This is a genomic window from Borrelia puertoricensis (assembly GCF_023035875.1).
Classification (GTDB): Bacteria; Spirochaetota; Spirochaetia; order Borreliales; family Borreliaceae; genus Borrelia; species Borrelia puertoricensis.
The window spans coordinates 20,985-46,737 of record NZ_CP075401.1; the positions used below are offsets into that span (position 1 = coordinate 20,985).

The window sequence follows — 25,753 nt, forward strand, 5'->3', positions numbered from 1 at the left end:
CCTAAATATAAAATAAAGTATTTAGTCTATTTTCTTTAGTTTACCAAAAATCTTAAATGCAATATTACCATCAATCTGTTGTTAAAGAAATGCTATCAGTACTATTTAAATATGAGTATTATTACAGATAGTAAAAGGAAAACAATTCTTATGAGTAGAAGAGTTTTCCTTAAATGACTTTATTTAGTTATGTATTTGTTATTAATTCTTTATTATTTTCCACTAACTGTTGCATCTGTAGGCGTAGAAGAATCTGCAGACTTATCTTCTTGTGTAACTGTAACAAGAGCATCACTAATTGACTTTAATCCACTATCAACAGTATTTCTAATAGCAATAATAAGGGTACTTAAAGTTTTACCAACAGCACTAGCAACAACACCATTAACTGCATGAGCAGATTTCTCTTCATTATTCTTAGCAGTAAATTTACCATCCTTAGCCATTGCCCGAAGTGCAATCCCAGCAGCAATAACTGCGTCCTTTTGTGCTACTGCCTCTTTAATTTCTTTTTTGTCATCTTTAGCCGGAGCAATAGCAATCTCAGCTGCATCTGTAGCTTTTTCAATTCCTTCAGCATCATTAACTTTAGGATCTTCTTTGGATTTAGCAATAGCTTGCAAAATGTCAGCCCCAGTTACAGCCCCAATAGAAGCACTAGCTGCAGCAGCTTCAGCTTCTTGAGCTCTATCATCATCTTTCTTTGCAAAAAGTTTACCAATTGATTTTTTTTCAGCTTCTGCAGTCTTAGTAGCAGTGGGATCTCCTTCTTTATCTTTTAAAACTACATCAACAATAATTTTAATCCCTTTAACAAGTGAATTTACACTTGCAACATCTGCTGCTACAGCATCTTGATTGTGTACAGCATTCCCAATAACAGTATCAGTTGTAGCCCCTTTTGATGCCTCCTTTGCTCCTTCTGCAATTTTATCTAATGTATCAGTAATAAACGTATCAACAACTTCCTTTATCTTTACATAATTTCCGTTCTTAGCAACCTCCTCTTGTAACTTCTTTTTAACAGATGTCATAGTGTTTTCAATATCAGTAAAATACTTCCCAATATCGCTCTTTTTAGTGTCAGCTTTAATACCAAAGGCCCCAGCAACCATATCACTAAGTGAAGTAAAAACATCTAAGAACCCTTTACCTAAATTAGCAATAGAGTTTAAGAATGTGGTTTTAGGATCCTCAGCACTAATACTACCACTCCCACAACTAAGAAATATAATAAGTAATCTAAGTTATTATTAAGAGATAAAATAAGATAAAATCAATGCATAAATATAAATCTAAAATTGATAAGTAATCAAAAAAAGTATAATAAAGTAGTAAAGAAAGAATAAAGAAACAAAAAAAGCTAAGAGAAGCAAACTCCTAGCTTATTATTTATAGACTTTATTTTATCAGACAATTATCTTTTCTTACAATAAATAATTTAATTATTCATCCCTTAGGTGTTAAAGGGTTTAAAAGGAGTTGTAAGAGCACTAATTGCAGCTGTTACTGCAGCTTCAGCTGATGTTAACAACGCATCTACTGCTGTGTTAAGCTCACCAAGTTCTTTGGCTCCTTTATCTCCATTAGGCTGATTAGTTCTATCTATAGCTTTTTGTGCATCATCATCACCAACCTCATTTTTCCCAAGATCATTATGATTATCTTTCAATTTTCCTAAGAATGTCTCAGCTTTATTCTTAACCTCAGTAATCTTGGTTTTAACCTCATTAGAAACTCCATTTTGTTTCTCTAATTTTTCTAATCTAGTTTTTACAGCTGATACTACACTATGCACTCCTGCAATTAAGGATCCATTCTTACCCACTTCATTTTCCAAAGTACCATCATCTTTAATTTTCTTCCCAATAGCCTTAGCGAGCTCATCAATAGACTTAACTAAGGTATGAACGTCTTTAACATCTTTAGCAAAATCTACAGAGTCTTTTATGTTCTTAGTTATTGTAACTAGGTCAATAAGAGTACCATCAGATTTAGCAGCCTGCCCATCTTTAGTAGCATTCCCAGAAGTATTACAAGAGCTAAGTAAAAATAAAGTCATTAATAATGCACATAAAGTAATTCTTTTCATTATCACGTGCCTCCTTATTACCTCAAGAAAGGTCAGATACAGATCAAAGGAAAACGATTCTCATGAAGAGAAAAGAATTTTTCTCAAATGACTTTATTTAGTTATGTATATTGTTATTAATTCTTTAGTCCTGACCATTAGTTTTTCTTAGTTCCAGGGGTCTGATTATCAGTAGTTAAAGAAGTAAAATCAGGATTAATATTCATAGCATCTTTAACGGTTTTAAGGCCTGAGTCAATTGTTTCTCTTATAGCAATAGTTAAAGTACCTAATGATTTAGTAACAGCACTTACAGTTGCACCTTTCACTGCAGGGGCATAATCATTATCAGCAGCACTAGGACCAGCAAATTTACCATTCTTAGCCATAGCTGTTAAAGCTATAGCACCTGCTAATAGTTCCATCTTTAGCATTAGCCTTAGCAGCATTAGTAGAAGTCTCACTACCATCCTTAACAATAGCTCTTAAAATGTCAGCACCAGTTACTGCACCAACAGATTTAGAAGCATCAGCTGATGATTTCTTTGCATTATCAGCGGCTCCGGCATTATCGTTAGCAAATAATTTACCTGCTTCACCATCACCATTAGCGGTTCTTGCGATAGAACCGTCTTCTGCCTTTTTATCAGTACCAGCATCATGTTTACCTTCTTTAAGTACCACGTCTACAATTGATTTAATACCCTTTACTAATTTATCGACTTCGGTACCAGTAACACCACCAGAATCCTGAGCAACAACATTACCAAGCAGGTCATCACCTGTAGTACCAATAGCCTCACTAGCAGTTTTAGCACCATCAATTATCTTACTAAGTGTTTCACTAACTAGTTTGTTAACGGCGGTTTCAGTTGTAGAAGCATTAGGATTACTCTCAGATTTCATGTCTTCTACAATTTTCTCAAGGGATATCTTAGTAGATGAAACAGTATCCTGAACAGTTTTAAAGTAAACTGCAACATCAGACTTTTTAGTAGTAGTATTAAACCCTAAAACACCTCCAACTATATCAGCAAGAGAAGCGAAAACATTTAAGAAATCATTACCTAAACTAATAATAGATTTTAAGAACCTACTCTGAGAATCTTCCACCTTAATATTACCACTTCCACAGCTAAGAAGTAAAAATAAGTAATATAAATTATTATTAAGTTATAAAACAAGTTAAAGTCAATGCAATTGTAAAGGAAGTAAAGAAAAAAAATAAAAAAGGAAAAAAAGCTAAGAGAAGAATACTCCTAGCTTATTATTTATAGACTTTATTTTATAAAAAAATAACGATTGATTAAAAATTAATCTTATAATAACAATTTATCTCTTAGTTAAGGTTTAGCAGAAGTTGTAAGTGCATTAATTGCAGCTGTTACTGCATCATTAGCATCCTTTAACAACGCATCAATAGCTGTATTAAGCTCACCAAGCTCTTTAGCTCCTTTAGATTTATCAGCATTGTTTGTAACAAGAGCCTTCTTTGTATCATCATCAGAAGCATTTTCTTTACCCAGATCAGCATTTGCACCTTTCACTGTAGTTAAAAATGCTGTACTTGCTGTTTTAGCGACAGTAATCTTTGCCTTCAAATCACTAGAGAGGCCAACTTTTCCTGCTAATGTTCCTAATTTAGTATCCACAGCTTCTATCACACTATATGCTCCAGCAATTAAAGATCCATTATGAGCATTTTCGGTAGTAAGTCCATTAGCATCAATCTTTTTCCCAATAGCCTTAGCTAGTGCATCAATGGACTTAACTAAAGTATGAATTTCTGTAACACCCTTAGCAAAAGCAACAGCATCAGTTATGTTATTAGTTATTGTAACTAGGTCAATAATAGTGCCATCAGATCTAGCCGCCTGCCCATCTTTAGTAGCAGCGCCTGAAGTATTACAAGAACTAAGTAAAAATAAAGTCATTAATAACGCACATAAAGTAATTCTTTTCATTATCATGTGCCTCCTTATTACCTCAGGGAGGCAAGATATAGATAAAAGGAAAACGGTTCTCATGAAGAGAGAAGAGTTTTCCTAAAATAACTTTATTTAGTTATGTTTATTAATAATTTTTTATTGCTTCTGTCCACTAGCTGTTGCGTCTGCAGGTGTAGTAGAATCTGCAGATTTATCTTCTTGTGTAACTGTAGCAAGAGCTTCACTAATTGTCTTTAAACCACTATCAACAGTATTCCTAATAGCAATAATAAGAGTACTTAAAGTCTTACCAACAGCACTTGCAGCAACTCCTTTAGCAGACTCAGCTTCAGTTTTATTTGCAGCAGTATCCTTAACAATAAATTTACCATCCTTAGCCATTGCCCGCAGTGCAATAGCTGCCGCAATAATTGCATCTTTCTTTGCTGAATCTCCAAGTTGATCCTCATTAGCAGTAGCAGTACCCTTAGCTAAAGCCAGAGCAGCTGCATCCGTAGCCTCACTAACTTTACCACCTTTAGTAGCACTAGGATCAGCAGCAGCAATAGCTTTTAGAATGTCAGCCCCGGTTACAGCGCCTATTGATGCACTAGCAGCCGCTACATGTTTCTCTTCAGCTCCCTTACTATCAGCAGTAGTCTCAGCTCCAAATAACTTACCAATATTCTTTTTATCATCATCAACTGGGGTAGTTTTATCTGCTTGTGCATCACCATCTTTTAAAACCAAATCAACAATTTCTTTAATCCCTTTAACAAGGTTCTTTACACTTTCGGCAGCAGGACCATCACTAGCAGCATTAGATCTGACAACCTCACTAATAGGATTACCTGCAGCACCACTAGCAACTGTCTTAGCCCCATCAGCAATTTTATCTAATGTGTTAGTGATAAACGTATCAACGACTGTCTTAAGTTTTAAGTAATTCCCATTCTTAGCAACTTCCTCTTGTAACTTCTTTTTAACTGTATTCATTGCTGTCTCAATAGAAGTAAAGTATTTGCCTATATCAGATTTCTTAGTCTCAGCCTTAATTCCAAAAGCAACAGTAATCATATCAGAAAGTGAAGTAAAAACATCTAAGAACCCTTTACCTAAATTAGCAATAGAAGTTAAGAATATGGTCGGATATGCTATGCATGAACCTACAAGCTGAGATAATGTATTTTGATTCTTTACTCCTAGAGAAGAAAACTCTTCTGTGTAAATAAGCGTATCAAATGACTCTCTATATTCACTCTTGGGACTGTAAAATGTTGTTGTAATAATATTAACTAAATCACCATCAAAATTTTTTATAGTTGGACATTATATAAAATAAATATCTAGATTATTGCTTTTTATAACATTCTTTATTTCTCTGATTATCTCATTAAAATCTTGATACTTATATTCCATATCCATTAAGGTTCTTAGCAACACTACTTAAATTCACACGTAAACTGTAGAGAGACTTTAGAAAGTTTATCCTTGCTTGATTTGCATTTTCTACTGAACTTTGCTCATTTATTATTATATCTGTTACTTTTCTTTTTGCTTGTTTATTTAGTTTCTTAACTGTTTTACACATTCTAGTTTTTTATTTTATATTTTATTTCTTGTCATATTTAATCTCCTTGTTTTTGATATAACAAAAGAGTTATATCAAAAACAAGGAGATGCCAAATTTTTTGCTATAAATTATATATTTATTAAAATTTTAATAAAATTAGTTTACTTACTAGTAATAATTAAGCTATTATTACTAGTAATAGAACTACATAGGAGATTTAAATGAATAGCAATGCAAAGGCACTGTCCTACATAAAACCATTAAAGGACTATCATAATAGATATTACAAAATACTATCAATACTTAGATACTTTCAGAATAAGGCAATTAAGTATAATCAAACATTCATTCTAAATACATTAAACATTTTTCTACTTAAAGATAGTCTTAAACAAATTACACTTAGAACCTTAAGAAAAGATTTAACATTTCTATGCAATAAAGGCATTATTAAAAAAACTTTATTAAGACTAGGAGAAGGAAATGGCTCATACATAAGATATACAGTAACTAAATACAGTGTTAAAAACCTAAAAAGACTACTTAAAGCTCAACAAGAAATCATCGAACATGATGCTAATAAAGTATTCATATTTACAAAAGAAACACAAAAAAAACCCTTCAAAAATAGGAGGTTTAAAATTTTTAAATCTAAAAATGCAACTAAAAATGTCAGTCATAATATAACTAATAATAAATATATAAATAATAAAGAAAAAATAGAAAAAGAAAGTAAAAATAAGATAATAAACAATACAGATTATCTAATAAAAAATGTGTCTAAATGGAAAACAATGAGATACTTAGACAAAATAGAAGCAAATGCAAACAAAAAAAGATATGAAAAAAGCGTAATAAGCACAAAAGAATGGTTGGAGGTCTTGAAAATTGAAAATAACCCTAACAAAGGTATAGAAAAAAAATAAGTTTTAAGGAAATAACATGAAAAGTTCTTTAAGAAGATTGAGGGATAAAAAACAAGAAATTGATGAAAAGAAACGGATAAATAATATTTTTACCAAAATAGAAAATACAAATAATCAGACAATATATCATACAAAGATTTTACAAGATTTCTATGCATTTGGAATTGATAAAAACAACAATGATAAATTTTTTCTAATTTTAAGAGAATTATTTAAGGAAAAACTTTGTAAATTTCACTTATTTTCTACAAAGGATGATGATAAATTTTTAGGCATACACTACGGATATAGAAAACCAATAAAAAATATTGTAACTCGATATGAAAAAAATGGTATTACAAAAACATATACCTTTTCGAAGGTCCATTACATAGAATTTAGGTTTAAAAAAGGTAGTGTGTTTTGCTATGTTAAAGGGATTTATTACTTTTTTAGAAAAGAAAAATCAAATACAAAATACTGTAAAACATTACTTGCAATAATACAAAGGTTAGAAAGACAGGTATATGAATTTTATAATAAGAAATTGCCAGATGGGGGTGTTATAACTAAATGGATAAAAAAAAATCTAAAATAATTACTATCGCAAGCCTTAAAGGTGGAGTAGGTAAAAGTACAACTTCGATAATACTTGCAAATTTACTATCACATCAATATAAAGTTCTTTTAATCGATACAGATGACCAAGCCGCTACTACAAGTTACTATTTCGACGAATTAGAAGCACAGAATGTTGACGTTACCAAAACAAATATAGGAAAAGTCATAAAAGATGGTTTAGACATTAATGAAAATATTATTAATATTGATAATAATATAGATTTAATACCTAGTTATATCACTGTGGATGAATTAAATGGAGATTATTACTATAACAATCGTCATCTGGCTGTTGAGTTTGCATTAAAGTCAAAATTAAATTCTGTAATCGACAGCTATGATTATGTCATAATTGATACCAATCCTAAAAGAAATTTTACATTAAAGATTGCTTTGATCAGTAGTCATTGTGTAATATCGCCAATGACAGCAGAGAAATGGGCTGTAGAAGGATTTGAAACATTAAGAGAATTTGTAAAAGAGGTGGCGGGTATACCTGTGTTTATTGTTATAACAAGATTTAAGAAAAATATTACTCATAAACGGTTAATGGAAATAGTAAGTGTTAAAAATGGATTTTTAGGTGCTATAAGTGAAAGAGAAGATTTAAATAAGAGAATAGGTTGTAATGAAAAATTTGATTTTACAAAAGATTATATTATTGAATATAGCAAGATATTAGATTCTGTTTTGTTAAAATTGAAAAATTAGCAAATATAATAAGTTCAGCACGCCGAACTTATTATATATAGGAGAAAAATTATGAATAAGAAAAACCTTGATTTAAAAATTAATAAGAGAATTTCAGACAATAATGTCAATTATATCATTGATAAGAGTAATGAAAATCAAAGAAAAGAAGAATTTGACCATTTAGTTAGACAATTAAAAAATAATATTAAATCAGAGATATATAATGTCATTGATACTATGAAAATTTTGAAAAAGATAAATGATAATAAGCTTTATGTAGAAGGAGGATTTAATTCTTTTAAAGGTTTTTTATCAGAATTTAAACTCGCAAAGACCCAATCTTATGAATATATAAAATTGGCTACTGCAATTGAAACAGGTTTACTTGAGGAAGATTTTATTACTCTTAATGGAATAAGAGCTTCTATAAGATATATTAAAACCAAAACGAATGGAGTGGCAAGGCAGTCGAGACAAAATCCAATAAAGCCATTAAGATTTCAACTTAAAAATCAAGAAAGTTATGATTTTTATAAAAGGAATGCAAAACTTACAGGGTTTATATTGGATAATCTTTTTTTAGGTAAAAGGGATTGGCTATCAGAGTTTATAAAAGAATTTAAAAGTATAAAGGGTGAAAAGTAAGGAGTTGTTAAGGATAATTTAGTATATGGAATATGAGATTTAAGTAGGAGGTTTTTAACTATTTATTAATATTGAAAATATAGTGTTTGTTAAATAGTACTTGATTTTGTTTAACAAATGTAATAACTTATTATTAGTGACTATCTAGCTATTCTAGGTAATCCTTGTAGTTTTACAATCAAAGATTTTAAATCTTAGTCAGCATTTCTTTATATGTTGATGGATGCAATTTAAAATGCAGAGATTTAAATCCCTGTTAACAGTTTTTTTTGATAGAATTGTTAACAGGGATTTAAATTTTATACTAATTTTAATATATCTAATTATTAAAAAACTATAGTTTATATAATAAAAATTATATAAACTATGAGGAGTAGTTATGAATACAAATATAACAAAAATAAATGAACAAAGATCAAAGATAAAGTTGCAATAATTTGGTTTGTACAGACAAATGATGTTTGAAGGATTTTAATCATTTGCATGTGTTTAATAGTAAGGTTGACTTTAGTATGCAAAGAGAATCGTTAAAGCGTATTGGAGCAAGTGAAGTTGGAAGCATGTTTATTGGTGCTGATGCTTTAGAAAAATAAATGAAAAATAGAATACTTAAAGTTATAGGAAGGGAAATACCATTTGAAGATAGTTTAAGCATGAGAAAGGGAAAGGAGCTAGAAAACCTAGGATTTAGAGAATTTGTTCGTATGAACGTGGATAATATTGAGGTGTTACATAAAAACAAATATGCAAATGGTATTGATAAATATAATTACTTTAAAAAAGTTAAGGGATGTGAGACATTAGTTGATTCAACAATTGATGGATGGTTTGTAAATATTGCTGGAGAAGCCGAGTTACTTGAGATCAAAGTTAGTGATAATTTTTACTTAAAAAGTTCAGCTATTGAATACAACAAGAATGGTAATTTTTTAGAAGATAAATATTTCTTCAAGTATTATGTTCAAGTACAAATGCAGCTACTCTGTACAGGTTTAGATAAGGGAAATTTATTTTTTATCATAGGTGGAGAGGCTATCAACTGTGTAATTGATAAGAGTGATGATTTTATTAGTTATATAATGACTGAGGTTTCAAGATTGGAGAGAGAAGTTAGTAGTATTGCCCAGTCTTTAAAATCAAATAGTGATATTGATATTAAAAATATTGATTTAGACGAGCTTAGTGATATTATCAGGGATTTTTTGAAAAATAATTTTGTATATGAGGAGTTGTGTTATGTGGATTTCAGACTTGAATTTTTAGAATTTGTAAAATCAAGTCAACTTGAGATTGATGAAGACGAAATTTTGAATTTAAGTAGACGTCTAGTCGAGATTAATGCTTTGCAATCTGAAATTGATAAGGTAGAAGAGGAGACTAAAAAGGCTCATGGTTTAGAGTTTTCTAGGTTAACAAAACTTATTAAAGATAAATTTAAATTCCAAATAGATGATCTTTATCGTAAATTTTCTTTAAATGAACATATAAATTATGATTTTGGTGGGAATCTGTTCTACTTAGATATGAGTAAGAGAGCTATTAAGGATATAGTTTGAGAATATATCAAAGTGATAGTAGATTACTTTTTGAAATTCAGAAATGGGGATATTATCTTTTATCTTTGCATTATTACGTATCTCTGTTTACTGAGAAGAATTTTGAATTTTATGATATTAATGATAATTATCATAAATTCATTAATTTGGGTTATATAAAGGGCAATTGTTATATTTTAAATCCATGTAAGATATTAAATCATTTTGGAATTAAGAGGGATGTACGTTTTGAAAATAAATATTATAGATGTAACTCAAATGAGTTGAAATAAGTGAAGTTGCAATTAGAAATATTCCAGGATCGCATTTTATGGCAACAAATAATTCAGATGTATTATACGATTCTCTTAAACTTAAAGAGCGAGAGAGAGAATATTATATTAAATCTAAGTGTGTGTTTACGCAACTATAAATCTCCTATATCAAAGCTTCATATTACGTTTGCATAGATTATATAGCAGTATAGAGAATGTGCAATTTTGATTATTAAGTTATTATTTAAAACTGTTTTTTATATCTTTATATACTTGTATTTTACTTGCTTTAGATAAGCCATAAACATTATCAATCTCAGAAGTAGATGAATATTTCATTAGTTCCTTTATTTCAAAAGAATTATATCCTTTGCTCTTAAGTGTGGCAATAAATATGTTACGACACAGATGAAGAGATTTGTTTTCTTTAAAACCTGATTTTTTGAGTAATTCTTTAAATTATTTTGATATTTCAATTATATCAATTTTATTGTCATTGAATCTAATCTTGCTTTTTTGAAATAGATATGTGCGACGCTCATCTTTTCCTTTATTTTTAAAATAAGTTTTATGGGCTAGTTGTATCATCTCAAATTCATCTTTACTTATGACCACTTCTCTGATACAAATACTACTTCTTTTCTTAGCTACATTAACACGAATAGAATAAAATACTTCACCATTACTGCTCATCTCTTTATATATATCAGTCAGTTTAACATTTTGTATTTCAGGGCCCCTGCAACCAGTGATAGAAAGTAAATGAGCAAACCAACCAGAAATGGGATCTATGAGTTTAAGCTTGTCTATGCTTTTCTTAACTAATCTTATGACCTTATCATTTAAATAGAATGCAGTAGGCTTGGTTTTTTTTATTTGTTTCTTTGGAGTATTTTTAAGTGATAATATTTCTTCTCTTAATAATTCATTTTCATGAATTAGTTTTGCGATTTTTTCATTAAATATTTGCTTTATTATCATGTGATTATTAGTTAACTTAAATGTTCTAAAAATAAGTTAATTTATATATAAAGATATTAACAAAAACTTATCTTTGATGTCAATATCATTGCTTAATTAATATTACGTATGTATGGTTTATTGTGGGTATAGAGATGATATTTTATTGATTTTACACAAGATATCTAGAATACTTTGTATCTTACTTTACAAATACTTTTACTTTTGCTTTCTATTTATCTTAATTATTCTTTATCCTCATCATTTTTTTTCAATGATCATGCCCTTTACTCTTTTTTTAACCCTACTCTATTCATTAACCACTGGTTAACAAAATGTTTACTTGCACTGTTTTTTAATCCCTTTACTTTTTTGTTTGTTTACTTATTTCTTTATTTCTCATTTTTGTTTTGAATATTTGAATTGCGCCTTTATCTTACTTTTATTATATTCTATTTTTTATTATTATTAATTTGTTTCCTTTGACCATTCTTTTTTCAATAGATTTGTTTCATTTCTTATTATGTTTATCATAATTGTTAACATTTCTTCATGAGTTGTGATACTTTCACTTGCGGTACTTATGTCTTCTAAAATATTTTTAAAGAATGACAATATAAGATTTGTCTTGATAATACATACATCATTCGGATAAATGCCTTGTATTTCTTTATTCTTTATATCTACTTGTGTAGATATTCCATATTTTCCGTCTCCATGATCATGCATGTTAGTAAGAATACCATCTTCTAAATATTGCTTAAAATCGTATTGAACTTTATATTGTTGTCTTTTTTCATCTAAAAAATTATAAGCGTCAGTAAACGCAAGAGTTAATTCTTTTTGTTTTCTGATATCACTTGAAACCCATATAACAAAATTTTGAAATGTTTCTTTTGGATTAGTCCACGAAGGCAATTCATTTGGTTCTAATACATCATTAATTAGTGTAAAAAATGAATGAATTATATATTTTTTTTCTATTTATGTGTTTGTTGGAGCTATTTCTGTGTTTTTGAGATTAGTATGGTGAACACTTTTGAAATTATCAGTGAGTGCATTGCTTAATTTATCCCCATCACAACAGTAAAATATCAGTGAGCTGTAAAATATTATCAATTTTATATATCTATTCATATAAATATTTTCTCTTATTAGTTCAAGTATTATAACCTATTTGTTTGATATTGTGTATATTAGTTGAGTCTTATACTTATATTATGTAGTTTATGTTAAAAAAATAATTTTTATTTGTTTTGTTTTCTTTGCATTATTTAAATTGCAATCTTTAACCTTTTTCCTTTATCTTACATTCTTCTTATTTTTTACTTGTTTTTTTATTAACTTCCTCTTCCATTACATGTGCTTGATGTTTGTTCTTTAAAATTATCTAAATCATTACTATTGCTTTTAAAATATTCTTTTATTAAGGTTTTAAAAGTTGTTTTCTCATTTTTTGAATTTTCTCCATTACATTTTGCAAGTTCATCATTTATATGTTTAAGTGCAGATTTTATCTTTTCTTCATCTAGATTTAGAAGTTGATTAAACTTTTCCTTATCACCCAAGGCCTCTTTTAAGAAATCCAGATTTGATTTTTCAGTATCATTTAACCTTTCTTTTAATAGGTCTTCAGGTGTTTTTTCTACTTGTTCTCTTTCATTGCTTAAGTCTCTTTTGCTTCTACTTTTAGGTGTAGCATTGCCATACTCATATTCACAACTACTAATTAGTAGTAATAAAACCAAAATAAAATTAATTTTATTCATATAAATCCCCTTATCTTTTTTGTTTTAAAAATATATCTCTATTTACATATCTTTAATGTACATGTACGTATAAGTATTAATTGTTTTTGTAAAATTTATTGTTTTGTTATAAATTTTATGTTAAATATATTTTTGTTAACCTATTAGTTAACTTATATTAAAAGGTATGAATAGGGTAAAGAAATCATTAGATGATTATGTTGTGTATTTTAGAGAAGGGAAGCTTAATGACGCGAGGATAGCAAAAGAGCTTGGAGTTAGTCGTGTTAATGTAGGAAAGATGAGACGCAGGTGGGAAGAGATTAAGGATGACCCTGAGTATATTACTGGTGCTGCTAAGTTTACTATTTGTGAAGATACTTTAAATAATATATTATTTCATGCATCACAAAGTACAGCCCAGGCGCGTGATCTTAAAAGTCAGTTTAGTATGGCTAAAAGTATGTTGGGACTAGAATTTATAAATTCATTTAGTCGTTATTTAGAGTTAGAACTTAAAACTCATAATTACAAAATAGAAGAATTAGAGTCTCAAATTAGCAATCTTTATAAGAAGACTTTAAGTAAAAAAGTTGCACATTCAGAAGAAGAGAGTCGTGAGCTTGAAGAGTTAAAACTTAAACTCGATGAGTTTAAAAGGGAGAGAGAACTTAGGAAAATGTCACTATGTTACAAGACAATGCTAAAGCTTAAAGCTACTGGTACAGATGTGCGCTCTAAATTACAAATTTAAAGGTAACGGATTTTATCAAGCCTAAAGCATTGGAGATTGATTTTAAAGGTTTGAAAGTAAATATTTAACTTCAAAACAACTTAAAGTAATACGTAATATCGAGAAGAATAAACAAAGTAAAATTATCCTATCAGGTGGGATTGCTAGCGGTAAGACGTTTCTAGCATGTTATTTATATCTAAAGATGCTCATTAAGAATAGACATCTTTACAGGCAAGATACTAATAATTTTATAATAGGAAATTCACAAAAATCATTAAAGATTAATGTTTTAGGGCAGTTTGAAAAGATTGCTAGTATGCTTAAGATATCCTTTAAGCCAAAATTTTCTAATACATCATATTTTGAAATAGACTCACTAAGAGTTAATTTGTATGGTGGTGATAGGGCAAGTGATTTTGAGCGGTTTAGAGGCTCTAATTCAGCGCTTATTTACGTTAATGAAGCAACTACACTGCATAAAGAAACATTAATAGAATGTTTAAAAAGGCTTAGAGTAGGAATGCAGGCAATTATATTTGATACCAATCCTGACAGCCCGGAGCATTTCTTTAAGCTTGATTATATTGATAATACAAAAATTTACTCTACATATAACTTTACAACATATGATAATGAATTAATACCCGAGGAATTTATTAAAACCCAAGAAGAGATTTACAGGGACATTCCAACATATAAGGCAAGGGTTCTACTTGGAGAATGGGTCCCGTCCTGTGATGCGATATTTACCAATGTTAATCTTACAAGTAAGCATGAATTTATATCCCCAATAGCATATTTAGATCCTGCATACAGTATAGGAGGAGATAATACAGCTCTTTGTGTTTTGGAGCGAGTAGATCAAAGTTATTATGCATTTATTTTTCAAGAAAAGTTACCAGTAGGTGATCCTAAAATGTTAAATACAATTAAAACTATACTTACAAACCTTAATGTACACAAACTATATGTTGAAGATAGGGATGATATTTCTGGGCATGGGAATGTGACTAAAATGTTTCTTAAACTTAGGGCGGGTATGAGTCATAATTTTAAAATTGCTCCAATTAAACCTATAAGTAATAAATTTACTAGAATTGCTACGTTAATAGAGCCATTTGCAACATCTAAACTTAGTATTATGGATTATTCAAGTAAATCAGCTATATCTGATATTTATAAGTACAAAGGAGATGGTAAGAGTGATGATGATTCATTAGATAGCCTATCAGCATCATATATGTTATTGACTCTAAGTATGCGTACCCTCAGAGCACATTTTACTAAAATAAGGTTCCTATAACAGTTAAAATATTATATAATAATTACATAAGGAGTGTTTTTATGGGACTTGCGCAGCCTGTTATTACTCAGCAAATGGTTATCGCTGAACTTACTAAAGCCGGTATTAAAAGAGATATTGCTATTGACCTGTCTTATAGATATTATAAAAATGAACTGACTTATAAAGACATTGAATTCTTAAAAGAAAACTTTGATATAAAATTGAAACACTTAGAAGATGGGATTAGTAGTGTTAAGGATGAACTTAATACCAAAATAAACACTGTAGAGAATAACTTTAACCTTAAGCTTGAAAAGGTAGAATCACTCTTACAAGCTGAAATTAAATCTGTAGAGTCAAGCTTACAAACTGAGATTCAAAGGGTTGAGACGAACTTAAAATCCGATATTAGAGACCTGGATAATAAGATAGATACTGTTGAGAATAATCTTAACACCAAAATAGATGCTAAATTCAATGAACTTGATAATAAGATTGACACTGTTAGAAATGAACTGAAATCTGACATTAAAGATCTCGATACTAAGATTGATGTTAACAAAATGGAGCTTAAGAGTACATTAAGACTTCATGGTTGGATGTTTGGTACCCTTATTACCCTTAATATAGGAATATTTTTAGCGTTAATGTCATTATTAGTAAAGTAAATTTATTTAATTAGTCCTTATTTAATTGATTTTTTGTCAATTATTTTTAGTCATTTTTTTTACAGAATTATTTAATTTTTTGTTAGAGACAATTAATATCTGTTAATTTTCTCATTGTATTTAGTCTCTACAAGGTTATATTATCTATTTTTTAGCTTTTTTATTTTGTTCAGAGCTTGTTAACCATCTTGCTCCTTGCCCCCCTGAGTAAAAAAAGAGGCACGTGATAATGAAAAGAATTACTTTATGTGCGTTATTTTTGACTTTATTTTTACTTATTTCTTGTAATACTTCAGGGTCTGCTACTAAAGATGGGCACGCAGCTAAATCTGATGGTGCTCTTATTGATCTAGTTACAATAACTAATAACATAAACGACTCTGTAGATTTTGCTAAAGATGTTAAAGAAATTCATACTTTAGTTAAGTCCATTGACGAACTTGCTAAAGCTATTGGGAAAAAAATTAAAAATGATGGTATTCTTGATGCTATGGCTGGTAAGAATGGATCATTACTTGCAGGGGTATTTCAAGTAATACTAACTGTAGAAACTAAGTTAGAACAATTAGAGAAGAAAAAAGAACTTTCTGATGATTTGAAGGCAAAGATTACTAATGTTAAGGGCGAAGGGACTGGGCTTTTGAATAAGTTGAAAGGCGGGCATGCTGAACTTGGTATTGAAGGAGCTACTGATGAGAATGCACAAAAAGCTATAGATAGAAATGGTAAGCCCGATGGAGATAAAGGTGTTGCAGAACTTAAAAAACTCAACACAGCAATTGATGCATTGTTAAAGGATGCTGAAGCTGCAGTAACATCTGCAATTAATGAGCTTACAACTTCTGCTAAACCTTAATTAATAGATAAATTGTTGTTATAAGATTAGTTTTTAATTAATCGTTATTTTCTTATAAAATAAAGTCTATAAATAATAAGCTAGGAGTTTGTTTCTCTTAGCTTATTATTTATAGACTTTATTTCTTTTTTACTTGCTTTACTACTTTGTCATACTTCCTTATGATTACTTATTAATTTTAGACTTATATTTATGCTTTGATTTTAACTTGTTTTATCTCTTAATAAATTTAGATTGCTTATTTTTACTTCTTAGTTGTGGCAGTGGTACTACTAGTGCTGAGGATCCTAAAACTACATTTTTAACTTCTATTGCTAATTTAGGTAAGGGGTTCTTAGATGTTTTTACTTCTCTTTCTGATATGGTTGCTGGGGCCTTTGGTATTAAGGCTGATACTAAGAAATCTGACATTGGTAACTATTTCACTTCTATTGAGACTACTATGACATCTGTTAAAAAGAAGTTACAAGAGGAGGTTGCTAAGAATGGGAATTATCTAAAGATAAAGGAAGTTGTTGATACCTTTATCACTGATACATTAGATAAAATTGCTAAAGGAGCTAAGACTGCTTCTGGTGGGGCTACTGGTGGTGATGCTATTGGTAATGCTGTTAAAAATGAGGATGCTGTAGCAGCAGATGCTACAAGTGTCAACGCTCTTGTTAAAGGAATTAAACAAATGATAGAAGTAGTTCTAAAGAAAGATGAAGGAAATGCAGAGGTTGATGCTACTAAAGCTGAGAACAAGAAAGATGTTGGTAAATTATTTACTGCTACTACTGATGGCAATAGAGCTGATAATACTGCGGCACAAGCTGCTGCAGCGTCGATCGGAGCAGTAACTGGTGCTGATATCTTGCAAGCTATTGTTAAATCTACAGAAAATCCTAATTCTGATAGTACTGAGGGAATTGAAAAAGCCAAAGATGCAGCTGAGATTGCTATTGCTCCGGTTGTTAACGACAAAAAAGAAATTAAAGAGGCAGAAGCTAAGAAAGATGCAGTAATATCAGCAGCTATTGCACTTCGAGCTATGGCTAAGGGTGGTAAGTTTTCTATTAAAAATAATGAAAATGAGGCTGTAACGACAGTAAATAGTGCAGCTGCTAGTGCAGTGAACAAGACTTTAAGTACTCTTATTATTGCTATTAGAAATACTGTTGATAGTGGTTTAAAGTCAATTAGTGCAACTCTTGCTACAGTTACACAAGAAGATAAATCTGTAGATTCTACTACACCTGCAGACGCAGCAGCTAGTGGATCAGCAACATTAAAGAATTAATAACAAATACATAACTAAATAAAGTCATTTGAGGAAAACTCTTCTCTTTTTACGAGAACCGTTTTCCTTTTTTACTATCTTGTAATAATACTCAGTTCTAAATCATAGTGATAGCAATCCTTTAACAACAGATTGATTGTAAGGTTACATTTGAGCTTTTTTATAAGATAAAAAAATAGACTAAACATTTTATTTTATAGTTAGGTACCCTTTTAAATCACATTTGACTAACATAAGCTTCCTATAACAGTTAAATTATTATATAATAATTATGTAAGGAGATTTTATGCAAGATTCATCATTACATTCTGTAGCTAATACACAAATTTTTAATGGGCATATTACAGAGGAGATTATATATCAAGAATTTGTAAAGATGGGTATGCAAGATTTTATTGCAAATGATCTCTCTAAAAGATATTATCGTAATGAATTGACTTATAAAGATATTGAGTATTTAGAGAGTAATTTTAATCTTAAGTTTGAGATGTTAGAACGTAGTTTAAAATCTGAGATTTTTTTTGTAAAAACTGAACTTGATAGCAAAATAGACTCTGTTGAGAATAATTTTAATACCAAGATTGATACTAAATTTAATGAGCTTGATAACAAGGTTTATACTGTTAAAAATGAGTTAAAATCTGATATCAGAGACCTTGATAATAAAATTGACAACGTTAGAAATGAATTAAAATCTGATATCAGAGACCTTGATAATAAAATTGACAACGTTAAAAATGAGTTAAAATCTGATATCAGAGACCTTGATAATAAAATTGACAACGTTAAAAATGAGTTAAAATCTGATATCAGAGACCTTGATAATAAAATTGACAACGTTAGAAATGAATTAAAATCTGACATTAAAGACCTGGATAATAAGATTGATACTGTTGAGAATAATCTTAACACCAAGATTGACAATGTTGAGAATAATCTTAACACCAAGATTGACAATGTTGAGAATAATCTTAACACTAAGATTGATACTAAATTCAATGAACTTGATTCCAAAATTGATGTTAACAAAATGGAACTTAAGAGTACACTAAGACTTCATGGTTGGATGTTTGGAACAATTATTACCCTTAATATAGGAATTTTTTTAACATTAATGTCCATAGTCTATTCATTGTTGAATAAGTAGATTTAAATTTAGTAAACCTTTTCTTTAATTGATTACATATCAATTATCTTTATTACCAAAACTAATTAATTTTATTGATAACAATAGAAATTTGTTAATTGTTATATCATGCTCAATATCTTTAAGATTATAGTGCCTATGTTCTTAGTTTTTGTTTTTATCTTATCAAATGTTGTTAGTCATCTTTCTCCCTTGAAGTAATAAGGAGGCACGTGATAATGAAAAGAATTACTTTATGTGCGTTATTTTTGACTTTATTTTTACTTAGCTCTTGTAATACTTCAGGGAATGCTACTAAAGATGGGCAGGCTGCTAAATCTGATGGTACTGTTATTGACCTAGTTACAATAACTAATAACATCAAAGACTCTGTTGCTTTTGCTAAGAGTGTTAAAGAAATTCATACTTTAGTTAAGTCCATTGACGAACTTGCTAAAGCTATTGGGAAAAAAATTAAAAATGATGATACTCTTGATACTATGGATGGTAAGAATGGATCATTGCTTGCAGGGGCATTTCAGATAATATCAACTGTAAAGTCTAAATTAGGAACATTAGCAAAAACAAATGAACTTTCTGATGAATTGAAGCAAAAAGTTAATGCTGCAACGGCTGCAAATACATCACTTTTAAATAAGCTGAAAGAGAAGAATGCTGATCTGGGTAAAGAAGGTGCTAGTGATGCTGATGCTAAAGCAGCCATACTTGTAAGTAATGGTACTAAAGATAAAGGAGTTGATGAACTTATTAAGCTCAATACAGCAATTGATGCGTTGTTAACGGCTGCTGATGCTGCAGTAACGTCTGCAATTAAGGAGCTTACAACACCCGCTAAACCTTCTAACTAAAGATAAATTATTATTATAAGATTAGTTTTTAATCAATCGTTATTTTCTTATAAAATAAAGTCTATAAATAATAAGCTAAGAGTTTGCTTCTCTTAGCTTTTTTTTTCTTCTTTAATTCTCCCTTTACTTGCTTTACTATTTTACTTTTACTTCTTAGCTGTGGCAGTGGGATTACTAAGATGGAAGATCCTAAAACCACGTTTTTAAATTCATTAGTTAAGATAGGTTATGGGTTTTACGAGATTTTTGGTATTTTTGGTAATGCTATTGGTGATGCTTTGGGACTTACAGCAGTTAAATCGGGTGACAAGAAAAGTAAAGTTGGTGGACACTTTGAGAAAGTAAAAAAAGGTTTAGGTGATACTAAGTAGAAGTTAAAAGAGATATCAGATAAAATATCTGAAGCAAAAAATGCTAATGTCAGCACAATTGAAGCTGTGAAAAGTGCGATTAAAGATGCTAGTAATGTCTTTGAACAACTAATTTCTGCTTTAACTAAACTTGCTGGGGGTAACTAATGATGGGAACCCAATTGGTGATGCTAATGTAGGAGCTGCTCCTGCTGCAGCTGATAAGGATGGAGTTAATACTATAATTAAAAGTGTAAATTCAATTATTGATGTAGCAAAGAAATCTGGAGTAGAGATTGAAACTGGAGATGCTGGTGGTCAAGTAGAAAATGCTAATGGACTTAAAGTAGTGGTTCACAATGCTGCTGCTGATGCTAATACGGGTTCTAAACTTGCTGAAGAGGTAGCTAAGGCAGATTCATGGGCTATGATTGATAAGATTAAAAATGCTAAAACCGATGGAAATGCTGTTGATGCTGCTGGTGCAGAATCTGGTCCACTTGCTCTTGGTGGTAATACTCAGAATGATAATGGAACTGCAAAAACCAATGCTGACCTAGCAGCTGCTGTTGCTCTTAAGGCTATGACTAAGGGTGGTAAATTTGGTGCTAATGCAGCAGATGCAGAAATAGTTAAATCAGCTGCTGTAAGTGCTGTAAATAAGGTTTTAGGAATACTTGATTTTATAATTAGGAAAACAGTATCAAGCAATCTAAATAAGATAAAAGAAGCTGTTAAGGGAATACAATATTCTGAAACTACTATTGAATCAACTGAAGCTGGTGCTGCTCAACCTACTGCTACTAAATAAATTATCTAATTAAATAATCTAAATAAAGTCATTTAAGGAAAACTATTTCTCTCTTTATGAGATTTGTTTTCCTTTTATTTGTATTTTTGTCCCCTTGAGGTAATAAGGAGGCACGTGATAATGAAAAGAATTACTTTATGTGCGTTATTAATGACTTTATTTTTACTTCTTAGTTGTGGCAGTGGCAGTGGCAGTGGCAGTGGCAGTGGCAGTGGCAGTGCTAGTGCTAGTGCTGAGGATCCTAAAACCACTTTCTTAGATTCATTAGTTAAGATAGGTCATGGATTTCAAGAGGTTTTTGGCATCTTTGGGAATGCTATTGGAGACGCTTTGGGACTTACAGCAGTTAAATCGGGTGATAAGAAAAGTAAAGTTGGTGAACACTTTAAGACTATAGGTGATGGGCTTTCAACTACTAAGGAGAAGTTAAAAGCGCTATCAGATAAAATATCTGAAGCAAAGAATGCTAATATCAGTACAATTGATGCTGTTAAGAGTGCAATTAGCAGTGCTAGTGATGTGTTTGAACGACTAATTAGCTCTGTAACCAAATTATCGGGGATAACTAATGATGGTGCTGACATTGGTGATAATGCTAATGCTGTTCCTGGTGCTGATGAAAAGGCTGGGGTTGAAGCTATTATTGCAGGAGTTAGAGATATTATTGGAGCAGCTGATAAGTCTGGTGTAAAAATTGAATCTGGAAATTCTGGTGGTCCAATAGCTACTGCAGCTAATACTACTGATGCTCTTGCTGTTCTTGGAGGTAATACTGCCAATGCTTCTGCTGGAGCTGGTGATAAGCTAGCATCTGAAGTAGCTAAAGCTGATCCGTGGGCTATTATTGATAAGATTAAAAATGCTAAGGCTACTGATGGTATTCAACTTGATGCTGGTGAGAAAGATGCTGGTATATTAGCCGCTTCTAATAATAATGCTTCTGCTAATGCTGGTGCTAAAAGTAATGCTGACCTAGTAGCTGCTGTTGCTCTCAAAGCTATTACTAAGGGTGGTAAATTTAGTGCTAATGCTGCAGATACTGATGCAGTTAAAGCTGCTGCATTATCTGCTGTAAATAAAGTATTAGGAATACTCGACTTGATAATTAGGAAAACAGTTGCAAGCGAACTAGATAAGATAAGAAAAGCTGTTAAGGGAATACAGTACTTTGAGACTACTACTGAATCAACTGAAACTAGTGCTATTCAACCTACTGTTGTTAAATAAATTATCTATTTAAATAATCTAAATAAAGTCATTTGAGGAAAACTCTTCTCTCTTTATGAGAACCGTTTTCCTTTTATCTATGTCTTACCCTCTTTAGTAATAAGGAGGCACGTGATAATGAAAAGAATTACTTTATGTGCGTTATTGATAACTTTATTTTTATTTCTTAGCTGTGGCAGTGGACATCAGTCTGCTATGGGTGGCGGGGCTGCTACAGGAGGGAGCAGTTTAAGTTCTGTTCTCATGGATATAGGTAGAAGTGCTGAGAATGCTTTTTATTCTTTTTTAGAGTTACTCTCTGATACATTAGGTTTTACTGCTAAATCAACTACAAAGAAAAATGATGTAGGAAGCTATTTTAACGGCTTGGGTGAAAAGCTTGGAGTAGCGTCAGAAGAGTTAGAACAAGTGGCAGTTAAAGCAACAGCAGGTGTTGATACAAGCGATGCATCTAAAGATCCTATTAGAGTCGCTATTGAGACAGCTAAGGCTACTTTAATCACATTAAAGACTCATTTAGAGTCCTTAAAAGATATAGGTGATGGTAATATAGTAGGTCATGCACATAATGCTCAAGGTGCGGGGACAAAAGCAGATGATGCTGAATCAAATAAATTCCTTAAGGCTTTGCAGGAGATAGTAAAAGTTGCAACAGATGTAGGTGTTACAGCCTTAAAAGCAGGAGCTACAACATTACAAGCAAATGGAGGCGAAGATAATAAAGATGGGGCTAAGATATTGGCTACAAGTGCTGGTAATCCAGCAGCAGCAGATGTAGCTAAAGCAGCAGCAATACTAGCAACAGTCAGTGGGGAGGAAATATTAGCTTCAATAGTTGCATCACAAGAAGGAGATGTTAAAGCAGTAACAGCAGCTGCAACTGCAAATACAACCTCATTGGAATTTGCTAAAGGAGGTACTGCAGATAATTTAGCAAAAGATACAGCTAAAGCAGCAGCGGTAGCAGGAGGAATAGCATTACGTTCTTTAGTTAAAACAGGTAAATTAGCAGCAGGTGCTGCTGATAATGCTACAGGGGGAGAAAAAGAAGTACAAGGCGTAGGAATAACCGCAGTAAATAAGTTATTAGTAGCAGTAGAGGATATAATTAAAAAGACAGTAAAGAATGTTCTTGAGAAAGCAAAAGGAGAAATAGATAAAGCAAGAGCACCAAAAACAGCAGCTCATCAGTAAAATAGATAGTTAGATTAATTACTTAAAATTAAGATTAGAAGGCAAGCTTATCTCTAAGTCTGCCTTTTTTTTTCGTTGTAATAGAGCTTATGAAGTTAAATTAGATGCTGAATCTAAAACCACTTTCTTAAATTCATTAGTTAAGATAGGTCAAGGATTTCAAGAGGTTTTTGGTTTTTTTGGTAATGCTATTGGTGATGCTTTGGGACTTACAGCTGTTAAATCGGGTGATAAGAGAAGTAAAGTTGGTGAACACTTTGAGAAGATAAAAAAAGGTTTAGGAGATACTAATAATAAGTTAAAAGCGCTATCAGGTGAAATATCTAATGCAAAGAATGCTAATAGTAGCACAATTGAATCTGTTAAGAGTGCAATTAACAGTTCTAGTGATGCTTTTGATAAATTAATCGATTCCTTAACCAATTTGGCTGGTGTAACTAATGATGGTAACCCAATTGGTGATTCTAGTGCTGGTAATGCTGTTGCTGCCGATAAAGATAGCGTTGAAACTGTTATTAAAGAAGTTAGGAATATAATTGGAACTGCCGAAAAGTCTGGAGTAAAGATCGAATCTGGAGATGCTGGTGGTGAAGTGGCTAAAGGTGCTGCTACTGCACCTGCTATTATTAATGCTACTGGAGCAGCTGGACAGGGAGCTGGTCCTAAACTTGCTGAAGAAGTTGCTAAGGCTGATCCATGGGCTATTATTAATAAGATTAAAAATGCTACAATTAATACTGCTCAACTTAATGGGGATAATAATGATGCAGGAGTTTTAGCTACTGGTGCTAATGTGGGTGATGCTAATGGTGCTAAAGCTGCTACTAATGCTGACCTAGCAGCTGCTGTTGCTCTTAAAGCTATGATTAAAGATGGTAAACTTAGTGCTAATGCTGCTGCTAATGATGCTGAAGCAGTTAAAGCTGCTGCTGTAACTGCTGTAAATAAGGTACTGGGAATACTTGACTTGATAATTAGGAAAACAGTAGTAAGCAATCTAGATAAGATAAGAGAAACTGTTAAGGGAATACAGTACTCTGAGATTACTACAGAAACAACCGAAGCTAGTACTACTACTCAACCCACAGCTGCTAAATAAATTATCTAATTAAATAATCTAAATAAAGTCATTTGAGGAAAACTCTTCTTTTCATAAGAACCGTTTTCCTTTTATTTGTATTTTTGCCCCTTTAGGTTAATAAGGAGGCACGTGATAATGAAAAGAATTACTTTATGTGCGTTATTAATGACTTTATTTTTACTTCTTAGTTGTGGCAGTGGTACTACTAGTGCTGAGGATCCTAAAACCACTTTCTTAAACTCTATTGCTAATTTAGGTAAAGGGTTCTTAGATGTTTTTACTTCTCTTTCTGATATGGTTACTGGGGCTTTTGGTATTAATGCTGAGACTAAGAAATCTGATATTGGTAAGTATTTTACTTCTATTGAAAAAACTATGACATCTGTTAAAAAGAAATTAAACATTGTAGTGGCAGAGAATGGTAATTATCCAAAGGTAAAGGAAGTTGTTGATAACTTTATCACTGACACATTAGATAAAATTGCAGAAGGGGCTAAGATTGCTGCTAGTGGTGCTACAACTGATACTGATATTGGTGGTGCTCCTAAAGAAGGTCAAAATGCTGCACCGGCTGATACTTCAAGTGTCAACGCTCTTGTTAAAGGTATTGGACAAATAGTTGAGATCGTGCTAAAAAAAGATGAGGGTAAAGCAGATGCTACTAAGACTGGTGACACAGAGAAAAAATCAATTGGTAAGTTGTTTGGTACTAAAGACGCTGATGGTGCAGAAGCACATGCTGCTGCAGCTAGTGCTTCTATTGGGGCTGTAACTGGTGCTGACATCTTGAAAGCTATTGCTAGATCTGGAGAGACTGCTGATAATAGTAAAAATATTGAAGAAGCAAAAGACGCTGCAAGTATTGCTTCAGCTAAGAAGGAAGATGATAAAAAAGAGATTAAAGAGGCAGCAAGGAAGGATGCTGTTATTGCTGCTGGTATTGCACTGAGGGCAATGGCTAAGGATGGTAAGTTTGCGGCTAATCAAAATGCTAAAGATGCTGATGCAGTCAATGGTGTTGCTGCTAATGCTGTTGGTAAAACTTTAAGTACTCTTATTATTGCTATTAGAAATACTGTTGATAGTGGGTTAAGGTCAATTAGTGATGCTCTTGCTACAGTTACACAAGAAGATAAGTCTGCAGAAATTACTACACCTGCAGACTCAACAGCTAGTGGACAATAATAAATTATTATCAATAAAATATACATAACTAAATAAAGTCATTTGAGGAAAACTATTTCTCTATTTATGAGAACCGTTTTCCTTTTTTACTATCTGTAATCATACTCAGGTCCTAAATCATAGTGATAG

At 31.2% G+C, this 25,753-nt stretch carries 22 protein-coding genes and 5 pseudogenes; 18 read left to right on the forward strand and 9 right to left on the reverse strand.

Going from position 1 to position 25,753, the window contains the following annotated elements; all coding sequences use genetic code 11:
* Positions 1-212: 212 nt before the first annotated feature.
* The 6 genes and pseudogenes from bpuSUM_RS09665 to bpuSUM_RS09690 form a co-directional block, all read right to left on the reverse strand.
* Positions 213-1,235, reverse strand: a complete 1,023-nt coding sequence (locus bpuSUM_RS09665; protein WP_247068332.1) for a variable large family protein — start codon at positions 1,233-1,235, stop codon at positions 213-215.
* Between the two features lie 221 nt (positions 1,236-1,456).
* Positions 1,457-2,092, reverse strand: a complete 636-nt coding sequence (locus bpuSUM_RS09670) for a Vsp/OspC family lipoprotein (protein ID WP_347343322.1) — start codon at positions 2,090-2,092, stop codon at positions 1,457-1,459.
* A gap of 137 nt (positions 2,093-2,229) precedes the next feature.
* Positions 2,230-3,223: pseudogene (locus bpuSUM_RS09675) on the reverse strand (variable large family protein); the annotation flags it as partial.
* A gap of 191 nt (positions 3,224-3,414) precedes the next feature.
* On the reverse strand, positions 3,415-4,035 hold the full coding sequence (locus bpuSUM_RS09680) for a Vsp/OspC family lipoprotein (RefSeq protein ID WP_347343323.1): 621 nt from the start codon (positions 4,033-4,035) through the stop codon (positions 3,415-3,417).
* A 120-nt stretch (positions 4,036-4,155) separates the two neighbouring features.
* Positions 4,156-5,289, reverse strand: coding sequence for a variable large family protein (locus tag bpuSUM_RS09685; protein ID WP_430644704.1), 1,134 nt, complete (start codon positions 5,287-5,289; stop codon positions 4,156-4,158).
* A 118-nt stretch (positions 5,290-5,407) separates the two neighbouring features.
* Entirely contained in the window at positions 5,408-5,590 is a 183-nt protein-coding gene (locus bpuSUM_RS09690; protein ID WP_247068314.1) for a hypothetical protein, read from the reverse strand.
* A gap of 203 nt (positions 5,591-5,793) precedes the next feature.
* Here bpuSUM_RS09690 and bpuSUM_RS09695 point away from each other — a divergent pair, with 203 nt between their 5' ends.
* The 6 genes and pseudogenes from bpuSUM_RS09695 to bpuSUM_RS09720 all read left to right on the forward strand — a co-directional run bounded on the left by bpuSUM_RS09695 (position 5,794) and on the right by bpuSUM_RS09720 (position 10,404).
* Entirely contained in the window at positions 5,794-6,498 is a 705-nt protein-coding gene (locus tag bpuSUM_RS09695) for a plasmid maintenance protein (RefSeq protein WP_247068315.1), read from the forward strand.
* A 16-nt stretch (positions 6,499-6,514) separates the two neighbouring features.
* Positions 6,515-7,075, forward strand: a complete 561-nt coding sequence (locus bpuSUM_RS09700) for a DUF226 domain-containing protein (RefSeq protein WP_247068316.1) — start codon at positions 6,515-6,517, stop codon at positions 7,073-7,075.
* Positions 7,051-7,809, forward strand: coding sequence for a ParA family protein (locus bpuSUM_RS09705; RefSeq protein ID WP_247068317.1), 759 nt, complete (start codon positions 7,051-7,053; stop codon positions 7,807-7,809). The genes bpuSUM_RS09700 and bpuSUM_RS09705 overlap by 25 nt, the downstream gene beginning before the upstream one ends.
* A gap of 51 nt (positions 7,810-7,860) precedes the next feature.
* Positions 7,861-8,436 (forward strand): chromosome replication/partitioning protein, encoded by a 576-nt coding sequence (locus tag bpuSUM_RS09710; RefSeq protein WP_247068318.1) that lies wholly within the window; start codon positions 7,861-7,863, stop codon positions 8,434-8,436.
* A 593-nt stretch (positions 8,437-9,029) separates the two neighbouring features.
* Positions 9,030-9,992, forward strand: coding sequence for a DUF244 domain-containing protein (locus bpuSUM_RS09715; protein ID WP_247068319.1), 963 nt, complete (start codon positions 9,030-9,032; stop codon positions 9,990-9,992).
* A pseudogene (locus bpuSUM_RS09720) lies at positions 9,989-10,404 on the forward strand (DUF261 family protein). The gene bpuSUM_RS09715 and the pseudogene bpuSUM_RS09720 overlap by 4 nt, the downstream one beginning before the upstream one ends.
* Positions 10,405-10,486: 82 nt before the next feature.
* On the opposite strand, the pseudogene bpuSUM_RS09725 reads toward bpuSUM_RS09720, so the two are convergent.
* From bpuSUM_RS09725 to bpuSUM_RS09735, 3 genes and pseudogenes are all read right to left on the reverse strand, one after another.
* Positions 10,487-11,227 (reverse strand): annotated as a pseudogene (locus bpuSUM_RS09725) (tyrosine-type recombinase/integrase).
* A gap of 447 nt (positions 11,228-11,674) precedes the next feature.
* On the reverse strand, positions 11,675-12,124 hold the full coding sequence (locus bpuSUM_RS09730; RefSeq protein WP_247068320.1) for an Mlp family lipoprotein: 450 nt from the start codon (positions 12,122-12,124) through the stop codon (positions 11,675-11,677).
* A 422-nt stretch (positions 12,125-12,546) separates the two neighbouring features.
* Positions 12,547-12,975 carry an Mlp family lipoprotein gene (locus tag bpuSUM_RS09735; protein ID WP_247068321.1) on the reverse strand — a complete coding sequence of 143 codons (429 nt, stop codon included), beginning with the start codon at positions 12,973-12,975 and terminating at the stop codon, positions 12,547-12,549.
* A gap of 166 nt (positions 12,976-13,141) precedes the next feature.
* Here bpuSUM_RS09735 and bpuSUM_RS09740 point away from each other — a divergent pair, with 166 nt between their 5' ends.
* The 12 genes and pseudogenes from bpuSUM_RS09740 to bpuSUM_RS09795 all read left to right on the forward strand — a co-directional run bounded on the left by bpuSUM_RS09740 (position 13,142) and on the right by bpuSUM_RS09795 (position 25,624).
* Positions 13,142-13,708, forward strand: a complete 567-nt coding sequence (locus bpuSUM_RS09740; protein ID WP_247068322.1) for a DUF603 domain-containing protein — start codon at positions 13,142-13,144, stop codon at positions 13,706-13,708.
* Positions 13,696-14,993 (forward strand): annotated as a pseudogene (locus bpuSUM_RS09745) (PBSX family phage terminase large subunit). The gene bpuSUM_RS09740 and the pseudogene bpuSUM_RS09745 overlap by 13 nt, the downstream one beginning before the upstream one ends.
* Before the next feature lie 41 nt (positions 14,994-15,034).
* Complete coding sequence (gene bdr, locus bpuSUM_RS09750) at positions 15,035-15,643, forward strand: Bdr family repetitive protein (RefSeq protein ID WP_247068323.1); 609 nt, start codon at positions 15,035-15,037, stop codon at positions 15,641-15,643.
* A gap of 229 nt (positions 15,644-15,872) precedes the next feature.
* Entirely contained in the window at positions 15,873-16,499 is a 627-nt protein-coding gene (locus tag bpuSUM_RS09755) for a Vsp/OspC family lipoprotein (RefSeq protein ID WP_283848874.1), read from the forward strand.
* Between the two features lie 208 nt (positions 16,500-16,707).
* Positions 16,708-17,781, forward strand: a complete 1,074-nt coding sequence (locus tag bpuSUM_RS09760; RefSeq protein ID WP_247068324.1) for a variable large family protein — start codon at positions 16,708-16,710, stop codon at positions 17,779-17,781.
* Between the two features lie 286 nt (positions 17,782-18,067).
* The gene (gene bdr / locus bpuSUM_RS09765; protein WP_247068325.1) at positions 18,068-18,928 is read left to right on the forward strand and encodes a Bdr family repetitive protein; all 861 of its coding nucleotides are present in this window, start codon (positions 18,068-18,070) and stop codon (positions 18,926-18,928) included.
* Positions 18,929-19,146: 218 nt separating this feature from the next.
* Complete coding sequence (locus tag bpuSUM_RS09770; protein ID WP_247068084.1) at positions 19,147-19,776, forward strand: Vsp/OspC family lipoprotein; 630 nt, start codon at positions 19,147-19,149, stop codon at positions 19,774-19,776.
* Positions 19,777-19,955: 179 nt separating this feature from the next.
* Positions 19,956-20,937 (forward strand): annotated as a pseudogene (locus tag bpuSUM_RS09775) (variable large family protein).
* Positions 20,938-21,054: 117 nt separating this feature from the next.
* Entirely contained in the window at positions 21,055-22,164 is a 1,110-nt protein-coding gene (locus bpuSUM_RS09780; protein WP_247068134.1) for a variable large family protein, read from the forward strand.
* A 117-nt stretch (positions 22,165-22,281) separates the two neighbouring features.
* A complete protein-coding gene (locus tag bpuSUM_RS09785) occupies positions 22,282-23,358 on the forward strand; it encodes a variable large family protein (protein ID WP_430644688.1) in 1,077 nt (358 codons plus the stop codon).
* Between the two features lie 49 nt (positions 23,359-23,407).
* The gene (locus bpuSUM_RS09790) at positions 23,408-24,457 is read left to right on the forward strand and encodes a variable large family protein (protein WP_430644705.1); all 1,050 of its coding nucleotides are present in this window, start codon (positions 23,408-23,410) and stop codon (positions 24,455-24,457) included.
* A 117-nt stretch (positions 24,458-24,574) separates the two neighbouring features.
* Positions 24,575-25,624, forward strand: coding sequence for a variable large family protein (locus bpuSUM_RS09795; RefSeq protein ID WP_430644687.1), 1,050 nt, complete (start codon positions 24,575-24,577; stop codon positions 25,622-25,624).
* The last annotated feature ends 129 nt before the right edge of the window (positions 25,625-25,753 follow it).

What these genes read in the sequence shown, in the direction of transcription:
- bpuSUM_RS09705 (WP_247068317.1), top strand. Translation starts at nt 7,051, where the DNA reads ATGGATAAAAAAAAATCTAAAATAATTACTATCGCAAGCCTTAAAGGT.
- bpuSUM_RS09710 (WP_247068318.1), top strand. Translation starts at nt 7,861, where the DNA reads ATGAATAAGAAAAACCTTGATTTAAAAATTAATAAGAGAATTTCAGAC.
- bpuSUM_RS09795 (WP_430644687.1), top strand. Translation starts at nt 24,575, where the DNA reads ATGAAAAGAATTACTTTATGTGCGTTATTAATGACTTTATTTTTACTT.
- bpuSUM_RS09715 (WP_247068319.1), top strand. Translation starts at nt 9,030, where the DNA reads ATGAAAAATAGAATACTTAAAGTTATAGGAAGGGAAATACCATTTGAA.
- bpuSUM_RS09690 (WP_247068314.1), bottom strand. Translation starts at nt 5,590, where the DNA reads ATGTGTAAAACAGTTAAGAAACTAAATAAACAAGCAAAAAGAAAAGTA.
- bpuSUM_RS09680 (WP_347343323.1), bottom strand. Translation starts at nt 4,035, where the DNA reads ATGAAAAGAATTACTTTATGTGCGTTATTAATGACTTTATTTTTACTT.
- bpuSUM_RS09740 (WP_247068322.1), top strand. Translation starts at nt 13,142, where the DNA reads ATGAATAGGGTAAAGAAATCATTAGATGATTATGTTGTGTATTTTAGA.
- bpuSUM_RS09700 (WP_247068316.1), top strand. Translation starts at nt 6,515, where the DNA reads ATGAAAAGTTCTTTAAGAAGATTGAGGGATAAAAAACAAGAAATTGAT.
- bpuSUM_RS09670 (WP_347343322.1), bottom strand. Translation starts at nt 2,092, where the DNA reads ATGAAAAGAATTACTTTATGTGCATTATTAATGACTTTATTTTTACTT.
- bpuSUM_RS09755 (WP_283848874.1), top strand. Translation starts at nt 15,873, where the DNA reads ATGAAAAGAATTACTTTATGTGCGTTATTTTTGACTTTATTTTTACTT.
- bpuSUM_RS09695 (WP_247068315.1), top strand. Translation starts at nt 5,794, where the DNA reads ATGAATAGCAATGCAAAGGCACTGTCCTACATAAAACCATTAAAGGAC.
- bdr (WP_247068325.1), top strand. Translation starts at nt 18,068, where the DNA reads ATGCAAGATTCATCATTACATTCTGTAGCTAATACACAAATTTTTAAT.
- bdr (WP_247068323.1), top strand. Translation starts at nt 15,035, where the DNA reads ATGGGACTTGCGCAGCCTGTTATTACTCAGCAAATGGTTATCGCTGAA.
- bpuSUM_RS09785 (WP_430644688.1), top strand. Translation starts at nt 22,282, where the DNA reads ATGAAAAGAATTACTTTATGTGCGTTATTGATAACTTTATTTTTATTT.
- bpuSUM_RS09735 (WP_247068321.1), bottom strand. Translation starts at nt 12,975, where the DNA reads ATGAATAAAATTAATTTTATTTTGGTTTTATTACTACTAATTAGTAGT.
- bpuSUM_RS09770 (WP_247068084.1), top strand. Translation starts at nt 19,147, where the DNA reads ATGAAAAGAATTACTTTATGTGCGTTATTTTTGACTTTATTTTTACTT.